Origin of the sequence: Jiangella rhizosphaerae, assembly GCF_003579925.1 — a bacterium.
Taxonomy (GTDB): Bacteria; Actinomycetota; Actinomycetes; order Jiangellales; family Jiangellaceae; genus Jiangella; species Jiangella rhizosphaerae.
On record NZ_QUAL01000134.1, the window covers coordinates 1 to 14,391 of the forward strand.

14 protein-coding genes, 2 tRNA genes and 2 pseudogenes are annotated in these 14,391 nt (G+C 73.4%); 7 read left to right on the top strand and 11 right to left on the bottom strand.

Features of this window, described 5'->3' with window-relative positions:
• A pseudogene (locus DY240_RS31955) lies at positions 1-373 on the bottom strand (hypothetical protein); the annotation flags it as partial.
• Between the two features lie 117 nt (positions 374-490).
• On the opposite strand from DY240_RS31955, the gene DY240_RS13600 reads away from it, so the two are divergent.
• The gene (locus DY240_RS13600; protein ID WP_119660413.1) at positions 491-868 is read left to right on the top strand and encodes a VOC family protein; all 378 of its coding nucleotides are present in this window, start codon (positions 491-493) and stop codon (positions 866-868) included.
• 366 nt (positions 869-1,234) lie between these two features.
• Here DY240_RS13600 and DY240_RS13605 read toward each other — a convergent pair.
• Together DY240_RS13605 and DY240_RS13610 are read right to left on the bottom strand one after the other, a co-directional pair.
• Positions 1,235-1,462: pseudogene (locus tag DY240_RS13605) on the bottom strand (esterase family protein); the annotation flags it as partial.
• A gap of 71 nt (positions 1,463-1,533) precedes the next feature.
• Positions 1,534-1,624: transfer RNA gene (locus tag DY240_RS13610), tRNA-Ser, on the bottom strand.
• A 79-nt stretch (positions 1,625-1,703) separates the two neighbouring features.
• Between DY240_RS13610 and DY240_RS13615 the strand changes: the two genes are divergently transcribed.
• A complete protein-coding gene (locus DY240_RS13615; protein ID WP_119660414.1) occupies positions 1,704-2,357 on the top strand; it encodes a phosphoribosyltransferase in 654 nt (217 codons plus the stop codon).
• Positions 2,358-2,563: 206 nt separating this feature from the next.
• The gene (locus DY240_RS13620) at positions 2,564-4,141 is read left to right on the top strand and encodes an LCP family protein (RefSeq protein ID WP_119660415.1); all 1,578 of its coding nucleotides are present in this window, start codon (positions 2,564-2,566) and stop codon (positions 4,139-4,141) included.
• A gap of 1 nt (position 4,142) precedes the next feature.
• Here DY240_RS13620 and DY240_RS13625 read toward each other — a convergent pair whose 3' ends face one another.
• The 5 genes from DY240_RS13625 to DY240_RS31965 form a co-directional block, all read right to left on the bottom strand.
• Positions 4,143-5,153: a hypothetical protein gene (locus DY240_RS13625; protein ID WP_119660416.1), complete on the bottom strand. Its 1,011-nt coding sequence runs from the start codon at positions 5,151-5,153 to the stop codon at positions 4,143-4,145.
• Positions 5,154-5,191: 38 nt separating this feature from the next.
• Positions 5,192-5,668, bottom strand: coding sequence for a hypothetical protein (locus DY240_RS13630; protein WP_119660417.1), 477 nt, complete (start codon positions 5,666-5,668; stop codon positions 5,192-5,194).
• Between the two features lie 43 nt (positions 5,669-5,711).
• Entirely contained in the window at positions 5,712-5,888 is a 177-nt protein-coding gene (locus DY240_RS31960; protein WP_158602844.1) for a hypothetical protein, read from the bottom strand.
• A 168-nt stretch (positions 5,889-6,056) separates the two neighbouring features.
• Positions 6,057-7,748 carry a bis-aminopropyl spermidine synthase family protein gene (locus tag DY240_RS13635; RefSeq protein WP_119660418.1) on the bottom strand — a complete coding sequence of 564 codons (1,692 nt, stop codon included), beginning with the start codon at positions 7,746-7,748 and terminating at the stop codon, positions 6,057-6,059.
• A 1-nt stretch (position 7,749) separates the two neighbouring features.
• Positions 7,750-7,842: transfer RNA gene (locus tag DY240_RS31965), tRNA-Ser, on the bottom strand.
• Positions 7,843-7,889: 47 nt separating this feature from the next.
• Here DY240_RS31965 and DY240_RS13640 point away from each other — a divergent pair.
• Positions 7,890-8,657 (top strand): phosphotransferase, encoded by a 768-nt coding sequence (locus tag DY240_RS13640; RefSeq protein WP_119660419.1) that lies wholly within the window; start codon positions 7,890-7,892, stop codon positions 8,655-8,657.
• 103 nt (positions 8,658-8,760) lie between these two features.
• Here the strand turns inward: DY240_RS13640 and DY240_RS13645 are convergent, their stop codons facing one another.
• Positions 8,761-9,591, bottom strand: coding sequence for a sulfurtransferase (locus DY240_RS13645; RefSeq protein ID WP_119660420.1), 831 nt, complete (start codon positions 9,589-9,591; stop codon positions 8,761-8,763).
• Between the two features lie 90 nt (positions 9,592-9,681).
• On the opposite strand from DY240_RS13645, the gene DY240_RS13650 reads away from it, so the two are divergent.
• On the top strand, positions 9,682-10,125 hold the full coding sequence (locus tag DY240_RS13650; RefSeq protein WP_119660421.1) for an SRPBCC family protein: 444 nt from the start codon (positions 9,682-9,684) through the stop codon (positions 10,123-10,125).
• On the top strand, positions 10,122-10,472 hold the full coding sequence (locus tag DY240_RS13655) for an ArsR/SmtB family transcription factor (protein ID WP_119660422.1): 351 nt from the start codon (positions 10,122-10,124) through the stop codon (positions 10,470-10,472). The genes DY240_RS13650 and DY240_RS13655 overlap by 4 nt, the downstream gene beginning before the upstream one ends.
• 78 nt (positions 10,473-10,550) lie before the next feature.
• Here the strand turns inward: DY240_RS13655 and DY240_RS13660 are convergent, their stop codons facing one another.
• Together DY240_RS13660 and DY240_RS13665 are read right to left on the bottom strand one after the other, a co-directional pair.
• Complete coding sequence (locus tag DY240_RS13660; RefSeq protein WP_119660423.1) at positions 10,551-11,126, bottom strand: hypothetical protein; 576 nt, start codon at positions 11,124-11,126, stop codon at positions 10,551-10,553.
• Positions 11,127-12,797: a long-chain fatty acid--CoA ligase gene (locus DY240_RS13665; RefSeq protein ID WP_119660424.1), complete on the bottom strand. Its 1,671-nt coding sequence runs from the start codon at positions 12,795-12,797 to the stop codon at positions 11,127-11,129. It abuts the gene before it with no gap.
• A gap of 241 nt (positions 12,798-13,038) precedes the next feature.
• Between DY240_RS13665 and DY240_RS13670 the strand changes: the two genes are divergently transcribed.
• The coding region (locus tag DY240_RS13670) for an ammonium transporter (RefSeq protein WP_147375318.1) at positions 13,039-14,391 on the top strand (1,353 nt) is incomplete at its 3' end.

The following is a 14,391-nucleotide window of genomic DNA, read 5'->3' on the forward strand; positions in this document are numbered from 1 at the left end:
CGGTGCCGCCCGGGTCGGACGGCGGCTGCCCGGCCGCGCCGTCGGTGCCGTCGCCGCCATCGCCGCCGCCGTCGGCCGGTGCGCCCGCGGCATCGCCCGACGCATCGCCCGCGGGCTGGCCGGCCGGACCGTCCCCGCCGGCGGGCTGCTCGGGTGCGGCCTGCGGCTCGTCCGCGGCACCGTCGGCCGCCTCCGTGGCCACGGGGGTCTCCGCGTCAGCGGGTGCCTGGCCGGCGGGCGTGGAGTCCCAGGCCGGCGTCGGCGTGGTCTCGCCGGCCGCGCCGGCGTCGTCGCCGCCGCCACACCCGGCCAGGACGCCGGCGGACAGGATCAGGGCAGCCGCTACCGCGGACCGCTTGGACGAAGTGTTCACCTGCGGATACCTCTCGTGAGCACGTCGAAGCGGTCCGACCCTAGCAACAGACGAGGTGGGAACTCGATGGCCGACGGGGTAACGGTCCAGGAACACCGTCGTCGAAAGGTGACCTCGATGCCGACCGCCCCCACGCTCGAGTTGTCCGGATTCGTCCTCGGCGCTCCCGACGCCCGCGCCCTCGCGGCCTTCTACCGCCGGCTGCTGGGCTGGCAGGTCCGGGACGACCAGCCCGAATGGGTGGTGCTGCGCGGGCCCGCCGGTGGGCCGACGCTCGCATTCCAGGCCGAGGAGCGGTTCGAGCCGCCCGTCTGGCCGGCCGACGGCGAGCACCAGCAGATGATGATGCACCTCGACATCAGGGTGGACGACCTCGAGGCGGCGGTGGCGCACGCGGTGGACTGCGGTGCCCGGGTGGCCGACTTCCAGCCCCAGGACCACGTCCGCGTCTGCCTCGACCCGGCCGGCCACCCCTTCTGCCTCTACGTCGAGTGAGTGCGGCTCAGCGGGCCAGCTCGCGCAGCGCACCGGAGGACCATCGCCTCGCCGACGCGTCGTTCTCCGCTCCCGCAGGGCGGCGCCGTCGGCGTGCGGCCCGGCGAATGGCGTGAACGATGGCGACCGCCCATCGTCCTGGGTCTGGGTCGCGTCCTGGGTGTGAGTCGCGCTTGTGGGGCGATTTCGGCTGCCCTGCGCGACTGAGACCCAGCAAGCGACCTAAACCCATGACGTCGACGCGCCATCGCTGCTCGGCGACGACACAGTTGTGGCGTTGCGGCGTCAGGCGGCGCGAGCGGCGCGCCTCGACCGCGGCGCGGACGTTCGCACCCGCTGCCGGGCGCATTCAGGCGTGCGTCGCCAGCCGTTCTGGCACACGATGAGCGCGGCCGGCTCCGAGGGGTCGTACATCGCCGGGACGTGCACCCAGAACTTCCGCGAGGTTCCCGGGTAGATCGCGCTGTCTGTCCAGCCCAACTCGATGGTCTCGCCGGCAGGCACGCCAGGCTGAACGACGGAGTCGGGGCCGTAGGCGTAGCGGACGTCCGACTGATCGACCGGGATCGGCCGGTAGGGCACCTGTGTGGTCACGCCGCAACCGTACGGACGCACGTCGGGCCGGTCCTGGTGTGGACCGGCCCTCGGCGTTGGTGCTGGTGGGGCGGAGGCGGCGGGATTTGAACCCGCGAGAGGGTGTGAGCCCTCAACCCGCTTAGCAGGCGGGCGCCATAAACCGGGCTAGGCGACGCCTCCATGCCCGACGAAGCACTGGTGCAACACCGGGCGACGCAAGGCTACCGTTCCGGCGCCGGAGACGGCAAAGTCAGGTGGTGTGAGATCTCGCGGGCGGGTCTGGCGCGATCGTCGCGAGGCCGGTGAGCAGCTGGGTGCGGCGGTGCAGGAGCAGCTCCGCGACATCGGGGACGTGCTGGTGCTGGGGCTGCCGCGTGGCGGCGTGGCCGTCGCGGCGCCGGTGGCCGCCGCGGTGGGCGGCGAGCTGGACGTGCTGGTCGTGCGCAAGGCCGGTGTGCCGTGGCAGCCGGAGCTGGCGCTGGGTGCCGTCACGGCGTCGGGGCACCGGGTGGTCAACCGCGAGGTGGCCCGGCGGATCCGCCTCGCGCCCGGCGAGGTCGAGACGATCTTCCGCGACGCTCAGGAGGCCGCGCGCGAGCGCGAGCGGCGACTGCGTGGCGAGCGCCCGCCGCCGCGGCTGGCCGGCCGGACCGTCGTGCTGGTGGACGACGGCATCGCGACCGGCGCGACGATGCGGGCGGCGGCCGAGCTGCTCGCGACGGCGGAACCGCCGCCGAGCAGCGTCCTGGTCGCGGTGCCGGTGGGACCACGCAGCACCGTCGACCAGCTGGCGAACGTCGTCGACGCCGTGGTGGTGCTGGAGATGCCGGCGACGTTCAACGCGGTCGGCGAGTGGTACGACGACTTCACCCAGGTCGAGGATGCCGACGTCAGAGCGCTGCTGGCGCCGTGACCGTGGTCACGTCGGCAACTTATGTGCGGGTTCGCGCGTCTTGTACACAGGCGGTTGCGCCGAACGCCGGGTGGGGCCGGCCGGCGGTGTGATTATCCTGGCTTCGGCGAATAGAGCGGATCATGAGAGCTGACGACGTGAGAGCGAGGAGGGGTGACCGGCCGGTGCAGCGTGCCCGACGAGCTCAAGGTGCTCGACGCGCTCGGTTGCAGTCGCGTCGTCAGCAGCGCAATCAGCGCTACGGCCGCTTCATCGGGCTCACCGCGCTCGGCTCGCTGATCCCCGGCACCGGGCTGATCGCCGCCGGCAAGCGCCGGCTCGGCACGACCGTCCTGGTCATCCTCGGCGTCGTCGCCGTGCTCGGGCTCGCGGTCGTCGTGCTCGTGCCGCCGACGGAGCTGGCGTCGTACGGCGGCGACCGCCAGATGATGCTGATCGTCGGGACGGCGCTCGCGGCCGGCGCGGTCGCCTGGTTGCTCGTCGCCGTCGGCAGCCACCGGTCGCTGGAACCCGACGGGCTGCCCACCGGCAAGCGGCTGGCCGGTGCGCTCGTCGTGGTCGTCAGCGCGTCGGTGGTGGTCGCGCCGATGGCGGTCGGGTCCAGGTATGCGTTCACGCAGCGTGAGCTGGTCGGCAACATCTCCTCCAGCGGTGCCAGCAACACCACGCCCGACGTCGACATGTCCGACCCGTGGGCCGACAAGCCGCGGCTGAACGTGCTGTTCCTCGGCGGTGACGCCGGCGAGGGCCGCGAAGGGCTGCGTCCGGACACCCAGATCGTCGCCAGCATCGACACCCACACCGGCGCGACGACCATGATCTCGCTGCCACGCAACCTGCAGCGCTTCCCGTTCCCCGAGGGCACGCCGCTCGCCGACGCCTACCCCGACGGGTTCATCGGCGGCGGCGACGCCGGCGAGTGGATGCTCAACGCCGTCTACCGCAACGTCCCGCGCGACCACCCCGAGGTGTTCGAAGGCGTCGGCGACCCCGGCGCCGACGCCACCAAGTGGGCGGTCGAGGGCGCCCTGGGCATCGACGTCGACTACTTCGTCATGGTCGACCTCAACGGCTTCGAGGCGGTGGTCGACGCGCTCGGCGGCATCACCGTCGACGTGCCGCGCGACATCCCGTACGGCAACAAGAGCCTCCCCGACGGCACCTGCACCCAGGCCAACGGCTACATCGAGCAGGGCGACGACCAGCATCTCGACGGGTTCCACGCGCTCTGGTTCGCCCGCTCCCGCTGCGGCAGCGACGACTACGAGCGCATGGAGCGGCAGCGCTGCGTCATGAACGCCATCGTCGACAAGGTCGACCCCGCCACGCTGCTCAGCCAGTACCAGAGCCTCGCGTCGGCCGCGGGCGACATCATCACCTCCGACGTGCCGGCCGACCTGTTCCCGGCGCTGATCGAGCTCATGGTGAAGGTTCGCTCGCAGCCGCTGGAGAGCCTGACGCTCGACAACGAGTTCTTCGGCAGCATGGGCACGACGTCCAGCGACCCCGACTACGACCAGCTGCACGCGCGCATCCAGGAGATCCTGGCCGACACCCCGGAGGCCCCGGCCGGTCCCGGCGAGACGGCGCCGCCCGAGGACACCACCGAGGCGACCGGCCAGAACGCCGACAACGCCAGCGACGACCGCTCCGGCGCCGCCGTCCAGCAGGCGTCCGACGACGCCGAGACGCAGAGCGAAGAACCGGCCGACGAGGCGCCGAGCGACGACGCCAGCGACGAGCCCGCGGCCGACGAGCCGGTCGACACCGGCGCCGTCTGCTGACTCACTCGTACAGCACGTAGTCCGGCGTCGGTACCAGTCCCAGAACCTGCGCGGGCGTCATCAGCGGTCCCTGCGCCGCGTCCTCCTCGAAGAACAGCTTGAAGCCGGGGGCGACGTGCGGCGGCTTCGTGCGCATGAGGGTGGTCCAGGTCCGCTCCTTGTCGGCGCGGCTGCCGATGCCGTCGACGCTCTTGATGGTGACGACGCCCGGGTGCGGCCGCAGCGCCGCCTCGTCCTCGACGACCGACGCGTGCACCTGGTGGAAGACCATGACCTTCTCCGGCAGCCCGTGCACGGCGACCAGCGACGACAGGTAGGCGGCGACGGAGTCGAGCTCGGCGCCGGTCGTGCTGCCGTAGACGTCGCCCGGCACCTCGTCCGGGCCGACCGCCCACTCCGGGTCCAGCGCCAGCCCGACGTCGGGCTCGGTCAGCCACGGCTCGAGCCGGGTGACCTCCTCGAGGAAGCCGGCGCGGCCGGGCTGGACGTTGAGCAGCAGCAGCGCGCCGTGCCGCCGGGCCGCCGCCAGGTAGGCGGCGATGACGTCGTCGGGCTCGTGCGTGCGGTACAGCCCGTCGGCCGCCGGTGACCCGTGCGCGATGACGGTGATCAGCTCGAACACCGGCAGGACGGTGCGGCCGTCGCCGTCGTACTCGGCGGCGATGGCGTCGATCTGCGCGGCCGCGGCGTCCAGGCCGTCCGGGGTGAGCCGGCCGAAGGCCGGCGAGCGGCCGCCGGCGAACCCGACCAGCCGGTGGTCGGGCAGGATCGTCGTCCCGCCGCCGGGGAGCGTGGCCGCCGGCGTGGCCGTCGGCGTCGGGCTGGGCGTGGGCGCGGTCTCAGGTCCCGACGGCGACGGCGTGCGGCTCGCGCCGGGCGGGTCAGCCGGCTCGGCCGTCGCGGCCGATGGCGGTGCGGGCGTGCGTGCCTCGTCCGCGCCGCCACCACCGGTGGCGGCGCACCCGGCCGCCGCCAGAGCGGCGATCGTCAGCAGGAGCAGAGACCCACGCACTCATGGCAGTGTGCCCGGCCGGCCGGGCCGCTATGCGTTCAGCTGAGGTCGTCCTGGCCGGAGAGCGGACGGTAGCCGCGGTCCTGGTTGAGCCGGCCGCGCAGCTCGCGGGCCAGCACTCGCGGCTCGACGTCGATGGCCGAGGTGCGGATGAGGCTCTGCCGCCCGCCGGAGAGGTCGACCGAGACGATGGCGCCGTCGGTCTGCACCTTGCGGACGTCGCGCCACGGGACCCGCCGCCCCACGCCGAACCCCGTCGCGTTGACGAAGCCGTCGTCGTCGAGCACGAGCCGGGTGCCGCGGCCGAACACCCGAAGCACGCCGACCAGCAGGATGACCAGCGACACCACCGCGGCCAGCGCCAGCAGCACCAGCAGCACGGCGCGCAGCCAGCCGTCGAGGTCGATCGCCAGCAGGACGGTCAGCGCGATGGTGACCAGGCCGAGGCCGGCGGCGCCCACCCCGACGCCCCGGACCGCGAGCTGGGTCGGTGGGCCGTAGACCGTGCGCGTCACGGACCCAGTGTGTCACGCGAGCGCAGGTCAGCCTGCCTGTGGGTCAGGCCGTGGAGGCGAGCCGGGCGCGGTTCTCGGCGATGATCCGGCACAGCGGGCACAGGTCGAGCCCGTGCAACCGGCTCCAGCCGGAGAGCGTCGCGCGAGCGTGGTGTGGCGTCGACCCCAGATTGCCGAGGTCGCCGCATTGGTCGCAGACGATGGCCACCCGTGTGCTCATGGTCTCCTACCTGTCCGTCGTGCGCCGCCCCCGGCGCATTCCCCACCCATGTCAAGGATGGCTGACTGACAGTGATGTGGCGAGCAAACTCGCCGGGCGACACGGTCGAACCATCCATGACCTGCATCCAGGCTAGCGAGCACCGGGGTGCGACGAGGGCGAAAACGATCAATTCGCGCGACGCCCGCCGGCGGCCAGTGCGCCGATGGCATCGACGACCGCCGCGAGGCGATGCGCCGGCAGCTCGATCAGCGGCGACTCGAGCACCTGCGGCGGCAGGCCGGACTCGTCGACCATCCGCCGCGCGTCGTTCTTGGTCAGTGGTGCGCCGTCGAGGCGGCGGCTGGCCTTCACCAGCGCCTCGCGGGCCGCCGTGGCGAGGCGCCGGTGGGCGTTGTCCAGGAGGAACCGCCGGGCGACGTCCACCGGCGGCAGGTCGTCGGCGGGGACCGCGACCGCCTCGACGATCGCGTGCCGCTGGTCGGGGGTGCTGCGCCGGAACCGCAGCCGCCACTTGGCGCCGACCAGCCGCTGCAGCTCCTGCTGCCCCGCCTGCGACGTCAGCGCCGGATGGGTGTTCTGGACGGCCAGCGCGAGCCGCCCGACGTCGAGCGCCAGCAGGGTGCGCAGCAGCCACGTGTTGGGGTCGCCGACGAGGTGCGCCGCCACCGCCGCCGAGCGCGCGTTGGGGATCGCGGCCGCCGCCCGTCCGGCGAAGACGTCGGCGAGCGTGATGCCGGCCGGCCCGCCGCTGCCGGACGGCCGCTGCAGGGCGACGAGCGCGCCGACGTCGAACGCCTCGGGCCCCGTGGCGGCGTCGAGCAGCGCCGTCATGACGTCCCGCGCGTCCGGCCGGCCGCCCTCGAGCGACTGGGGACCGTGCGTGTAGATGGTGACCGGCTCCTGTGCCGACCGCGGCAGCGCCTTCCACGTGGCCGCCGTCGGCCGGCAGACGTAGAGGTCGCTGGCGCTGCCGATGGCCTGCGCGCCGTCGTAGCGGTTGAAGTGCGGCAGCATCGCCTCGGTGGCCAGGGACAGTCCGACGATCTCGCGCTGCACCTTCAGCCCCAGCGCCGGCTGATGCCGGCCGTGGCCGTAGGCCATGACCAGCCGGCCGTTCGCGCGGTCGCGGAGGCTCTCCAGGCCACGGGTGAGGAACAGCCGGACGCCCTCGGGCGTGTAGGGCGGGTCGGTGAAGACGAGGTCGCCGGCCTCCCGCGCGCCCGACGGCAGGCCGGCCCGGAAGTCGGCATAGACGGTCCGGATCGGCAGGTCGAGGGCCGCCGCCTGCTCGTCGATATAGGCGAGCAGGTCCTCGTCGAGGTCGGCGACCACGGCGCGCGCCCGCGGGTTGACCAGGCACACCGCGATCGAGGTGAGGTCGTGGTCGCCGATGCAGACCAGCGTCGCGCCGTCGAGGTCGAACGTGCCGTCCAGCCACCACGCGCGGCGCAGGGCCGTGACCGGGGTCGCGGGTACGTGGTCGAGCGCCTGCACCGCCTTGGGTGCCCCGGCGACGACGGCCGCGATGCGGCGGGCCACGTCGTGGGCGGGCAGTGCGTCGGCCGGCCCGGGCAGCGCGGGCCGGTCCAGCCGGTCCAGCGCGAACCGCTCCCGATACGCCGTCCGGGCGCCGGGGCGCACGGTGAACCGGCCGCCGGTCGTCGCCAGGTCGCCGTCCAGTGCGTCGAGCAGCCGTTCGACCTGCCGGCGCGGCACGGCGAAGCGCCGGACGAGGTCGTCGAGCGCGACCGGTCCGGCGACGAGAAAGGCCAGCGCCTCGCGCAGCGGGCGCGCGCCGACGCCGAGCCCCGACACCAGGTCGGCGACACGGTCGATGGCGTCGGCGTTCGAGTCCAAGCGGAGGGCATGGGATTCGAACCCATGAGGACGGAGAGGGCCCCGCCCTAGAACTTTTCAAGAGTTCCCCGTTCGGCCACTCCGGCAGCCCTCCCGGCAGGTGCAAGTGTGCCATGTCCGAGGTGTGGCAGCATCGGCCCGGTGAGCGAGGCCGAGACGCCGCTGCCGGGCGGCCGGGTGGGTGGCGCCGTACGCGTCGGCGACACCGTGCGGCGGCCGACCGGCCCGTGGACGCCGGCCGTGCACGCACTGCTCGCCCGGCTGCGTGCGGCCGGCCTCGACGCCGTCCCCGAGGTACGCGGCATCGACGAGCGGGGACGCGAGGTGCTCGGGCTGATCCCCGGCCGGACCATCGGCCGCGACGAGATCGTCGCCGACGCGCTCCTGGCCGACGGCGTGCGCTGGCTGCGCCGCTACCACGACGCCGTCGCGGACTACCGTCCCCCGGGCGAGGTGACCTGGCGGCACGGGCGCCGCGCGCTGGCCGGCGGCGAGATCGTCTGTCACAACGACCCCGCGGCCTACAACTGGATCGCCGACGGCGACCGCGTCGTCGGCGTGGTCGACTGGGACATGGCCGGGCCGGGCGTCGCGCTCGACGACCTCGCGTTCGTGGCCTGGATGTCGGTGCCGCTGCGCCGCGAGCTTCCGGTGGACGACGTGGCCCGCCGGCTCCGGCTTCTGGCCGCGGCCTACGGCGACGTGACGCCGGAGGCCATCCTCGCGCACGTCCACGTCCGGATGGCCCTGGCCGCCGACCGCATCGAGGCCGGTCAGCGCCGCGGCGACCCGGGGCTGCTGAACCTCGCCGCGATCGGTGAACCCGGCCGCACCCGTGCCGCGCTGGCCGCCCTCGCCGGCCGTGAGCCCGCCATCGCCGCCGCCCTATCGAAGTTGATCTTGGAGTAAAGCCGCCAATGCGGGGCGAAATGTCCGATGGTTACCGGCATTACTCCAAGATCAACTTTGGGCGCGGGCGGGGCGGGGTGGGGTGGGGTGGGGTCGGACGGGGTCAGGGGCCGGTGGCGACGGGGCGGCCGGGGTCGGAGGACCACTGCGACCACGAGCCCGGGTACAGCGTCGCGTCGATGCCGGCGACGGCGAGCGCGGCCACCTCGTGCGCCGCGGTGACGCCGGAGCCGCAGTAGACGCCGATCGGACGGCTGCCGTCGGCCCCGAGGGCGGCGAACCGGGCGCGCAACTCGTCCGGGGGCAGGAACCGGCCGGCCGGGTCGAGGTTGTCCGTCGTCGGGGCGCTCAGTGCGCCGGGGATGTGCCCGGCCCGCGGGTCGACCGGCTCGGTCTCGCCGCGGAACCGCTCACCCGCCCGGGCGTCGAGCAGCACGCCCTCGGCGGCCAGCCCGGCGGCGTCGTCGGCGGACAGCGTCGGCAGTGCGCCGGGCCGCAGTGTCACGTCGCCCTCCGGAGGTGTCACCTCCCCGGACTCCAGCGCGCCGCCGGCCGCCGTCCACGCACTCAGCCCGCCGTCGAGCAGCCGCACATCGATCAGCCCGGCCCACCGCAGCAGCCACCACGCCCGCGCCGCGGACATGCCGCCGAGGTCGTCGTAGGCGACGACGGTGTCGCCGTCGCGCACGCCCCACCGGCGGGCGGCCGCCTGCAGCACGTCGGCGTCGGGCAGCGGGTGCCGGCCCCGTTCCGGGGACGGCGGGCCGGCCAGCTCGGTCTCGAGGTCGGCGTAGACCGCGCCGGGCAGGTGGCCGGCCAGGTAGTGGTCGCGGCCGTGCGGGTCGCCGAGCTTCCAGCGGACGTCGAGCAGGGCGGTGCGCTCCCCCGCCGCCAAGCGGCGGCCCAGCGAGTCGGCGTCGATCAGCACGCTCATGCGTCCACGCTAATTGCAACTCATGGGTTGCGCGACGGCGGCATGACGTGCAATCCTGGGGTTGCAGGAACGATCGAGGAAGGACCACCGATGACCACCGACCGCATCGAACGCGACATCGTCATCGCCGCCGCCCCGCACCGGGTGTGGGAGATCGTCACGCGCGCCGAGCACCTGGGCACCTGGTTCGCCGACGCCGGCGCGGAGATCGACCTGCGTCCCGGCGGCGAGCTGACGCTCACGTGGAAGGAGTACGGCGTCTCGCGCGGCGTCGTCGAGACCGTCGAGCCGTACACCACGTTCGCGTTCCGCTGGGCGCTCGACGACGGCCGGCCGGGCGACGGCAACTCCACCCTTGTCGTCTTCACGCTCACTCCCGACGGCGACGGCACCCGGCTGCGGGTGGTCGAGAGCGGGTTCAGCGAGCTGGCCGGCGGCCCGGACCAGCAGGCGAAGCACGTGGAGCAGAACACCGAGGGCTGGCGCCTGGAGCTGGAGGAGCTGCGCGGTTACGCCGAGTCCGTCGAATCATGAGCCGGTCGCTGCTCGACGCCGTGCTCGTCGCGCTGGCCGAGCCGACCCGGCGGCAGCTGCTCGACCTGCTCGCCGAGCGTGGCGAGGCGAGCGCCAGCACCCTGGCCGGCGCGCTCCCGGTGACCCGGCAGGCGGTCGTCAAGCACCTCGCGGTGCTCGACGACGCCGGCCTGGTCAGCGGCCGGCGGGTGGGCCGCGAGGTGCTCTACCGGACCCGGCCCGAGCGGCTGGCCGAGGCGGCACGCGGCATGAGCGAGCTGGCGACGGCGTGGGAGGCGCGCCTGGCGGCCATCAAGGCCCTCGCCGAGAGCGCCGACCACCACGACGACCGCGCCACACCGAGTTGATCTTGGAGTAATGCCGCCAATCCCGTCCGAAATGTCCGATGGATACCGGCACAACTCCAAGATCAACGGCGCGGCCGGTCAGGGGGACGGGGGCGGCGGGACGTGGCGGGTCCAGGTCTCGTGGGTCGCGATGACGGCCGAGGAGTGGGCGTGGCCGTCGGCGCCGCCGACCTCCGGCCGTCCGAGCACCCGGGCGCCGTCGACCTCGAGCGTGGCGTCGGTGCAGAAGGTCAGCAGGTTGGTCAGCGTCCACGGCACGCCGCCCAGCTGCCACGCCACCGCCTCGCCGGGGCGGGTCTCGACGGGGCGGCTGATCGTCGCGATGACGCGGGTGCCGTCGGCGCCGACCACCTTGGCCCGTGCGTGGTCGGAGCCGATGTGCCACTCGACGACGTCGCACTCGACCGGGTCGCTGATCTCCGGCAACCCGTCCAGCTCGGGGAACCAGCGGCTGAACGTCGCGGCCAGCCAGCCGCCCAGCGACGCGTCGGGGGTGAGCAACCGGACGACGTCGTCGCCGTCGACCCAGACGAGAACGGCGAGGCCGGAGCCCTGCACGCTCCACTCCGCCTCCCAGAGGGAGACGAATCCGGCGCGCGCGTCGGCGCGCATGAGTGTGGCGCTCGGGTTCGCTCCGATGAACTCGACCGGCATTCAGCCGAGCGTAGTGACGTTCAGGTCGTCGTGTGCGAAGGCCGCGCGAATGATCTTCTTGTCGAACTTGCCGACGCTCGTCTTCGGGATCTCCGGCACGACGGCCCAGCGCTCGGGCAGCTGCCACTTCGCCACCTTCGTCGCCAGGAAGTCGCGCAGTTCGGCGACGTCGACCTGTTCGCCCTCCTTCACGACGACGGTGGCCAGCGGGCGCTCGCCCCACTTCTCGTCGGGCACGCCGACGACGGCCGCCTCGACGACGGCGGGATGGGCGGCGAGGTGGCCCTCCAGCTCGACCGAGCTGATCCACTCGCCGCCGGACTTGATGACGTCGCGAGCCCGGTCGGTGAGCCGCAGGTAGCCGTCCGGCGTGATGGTGCCGACGTCGCCGGTGCGCAGCCAGCCCTCGTCGAAGCGCTCCTCGTCGTCGGCTGTCGTATTCTCGCCGGGGTCGCCCCCGCTGGCGCCACCCCCGTAGTACGACCCGGTGATCCACGGGCCGCGCACCTCGAGCTCGCCGACGGACTCGCCGTCCCAGTCGAGCACGTCGCCGTCCGGGCCGACCAGCCGGGCCTCGACCGGTGCGGCGAACCGGCCCTGCGTGAGCCGGTAGCCGTCGACGTCCTCCTCCTTCGCGCCAGCGGGGGGCCGGGAGAACGTGCCGAGCGGGCTCATCTCCGTCATCCCCCAGGCGTGCAGGCCGGTGATGCCGCGCGCGTCCAGGCCGCGCATCAGCGCCTCGGACATCGCCGACCCGCCGACCACGAGGTCGGTCAGCGACGAGATGTCGGCGTCCGGATGCGCCTCGACGTGCTGCAGCAGCCCCACCCAGACGGTCGGCACGCCGGCGCCCTTGTTCGGCCTGGCCGCCTCGATGAACGCGGCCAGCGGCTCCGGGGTGAGGAACCGGTCGGGCATGGCCAGCGACGTGCCGGTGGCGAACGCGGCGTACGGGAGCCCCCAGGCCAGCACGTGGAACTGCGGGACGACGGTCAGCATGAGGTCGCGCGCGGACAGGTCGAACACGTCGGGCAGCGCCTCGGCCAGCGCGTGCAGGTAGATCGAGCGATGGCTGTAGACGACCCCCTTGGGGTGGCCGGTCGTGCCGGACGTGTAACACATGGCGGCCGCGGCGCGCTCGTCGACGTCGGGCCAGTCGTAGGTCACCGGCTGCGCCGCCAGCAGCGTCTCGTAGTCGTGCACGCCGACGCCGCTGCCCTCGAGCACGCCGCGGTCGGCGGCGCCGGCGACGATGACGTGCCGCACCGACTTCAGCGACGGCAGCAGCTTGGCGAACCCCGGCAGCAGCGAGTTGTCGACGATGACGACGCGGTCGGCCGCGTGGTTGGCGGTGAACGCGATCTGCTCCGGGAACAGCCGGATGTTCAGCGGGTGCAGTACGGCGCCCATGGCGGGGACCGCGAAGTACGCCTCGACGTGGCGGTGGTTGTTCCACATGAACGTCGCCACCCGGTCACCGGGCTGGACGCCGAGCGAGGCCAGCGCGCCGGCCAGCCGGGCCGCGCCCCGGGCGATGTCGGCGAACGTCGTCTCGTGCGTCCCGGCGCCGGTCCCCGTGGCCGTGACCACCCGGCTGCCGCCGTGGATCGTCGCGCCGTGCTCGAGCAGCCGGCGCACCTGCAGCGGAACGTCCATCATCGTGCTGGTGATCACGGAGACCTCCCCATCGAGGACCCGGCGACGCCGGCGTCTGTCGCCCTAACCCTGCCGCAGGAATCGGACCGGCGGAAGCCTTGATCCGTACCGCGATTAACCGGCCCGACACACGTCCGCGGTCACGACATCACCTTGTAACCGCCCGCGTCACCTGGTGAAACGCCTGGGGAACACGCTGTCCGCGTTCGCAGGTCGCAACGTCGCGGCTCGGCACGGAAGGGAGGGACGGCACCCCATGGATACCGGAGACACCGCCTGGATACTCGCGTCCACGGCACTCGTCATGCTGATGACTCCCGGCCTCGCGCTGTTCTACGGCGGCATGGTCCGGGCGAAGAGCGTCATCAACATGATGATGATGAGCTTCGGCGCCCTCGGCGTCATCAGCGTGCTGTGGGTTCTGTACGGATACTCGATGGCCTTCGGCACCGACCTCGGCGGCGGCCTCCTGGGCGATCCCGGTGAGTTCTTCGGCCTCTCGGGCCTGATGAGCCCCGACGCGCTGTCGGGCACGATCCCGTCGATGCTGTTCGTCGGGTTCCAGGGCATGTTCGCGGTCATCACCGTCGCGCTGGTGTCGGGCTCGATCGCCGACCGCGCGAAGTTCTGGACCTGGCTGCTGTTCGCGGCCATCTGGGGCACGCTCGTGTACTTCCCGGTCGCGCACTGGGTGTTCGCGTTCGCCGACGGCGACGGCGGCTGGATCGCCGACCGCCTGCTCGCGATCGACTTCGCCGGTGGCACCGCGGTCCACATCAACGCCGGCGCGGCCGGCCTCGCCCTGGCCCTGGTGCTCGGCCGCCGACGCGACTTCGCCAAGGGCGCGCACCGTCCGCACAACCTGCCGCTGGTGATGCTCGGCGCCGGCCTGCTGTGGTTCGGCTGGTTCGGCTTCAACGCCGGTTCGGCGGTCGGCGCGAACGGCGTCGCGGCGGTCGCGCTGGTCAACACCGTCGCGGCGACGGGAGCGGCGATGCTGGCGTGGATCGTGGTCGAGAAGCTCCGCGACGGCCACGCGACGTCGATGGGCGCGGCCTCGGGCACGGTGGCCGGCCTGGTCGCCATCACCCCGGCGTGCTCCGCGCTGAACCCGGTCGGCTCGCTGATCCTGGGCGCGGTGGCCGGCGCGATCTGCTCGCTGGTGGTCGACCTGAAGTTCCGGCTGCGCTACGACGACTCGCTGGACGTCGTCGCGGTGCACCTGGTCGGCGGCCTCGTCGGCACCGTCGCCATCGGCTTCCTGGCCACGGCGGACGCTCCGGCCGGCGTGGACGGCCTGTTCTTCGGCGGCGGCGTCGACCAGCTCTGGCGGCAGGTCGTCGGCGCCGGTGCGGTGCTCGCGTACTCGTTCGTCGTCACCTACGTCATCGGCCTGGTACTGCAGAAGACCATCGGGTTCCGGGTGGACGACGACCACGAGGTGGTCGGCGTCGACCGCATCCACCACGGCGAGTCCGGCTACGAGATCGGCTCCGACGAGCTCTCGGAGGACGTGCTCGCCCGGGCGGCCGCGCCGGCCGCGCCGGCCGCGGCCAAGGAGGCCCCGGCCCCCGGTCGCGCGCTGCCCGCCGGTGGTGACGTCGCCACC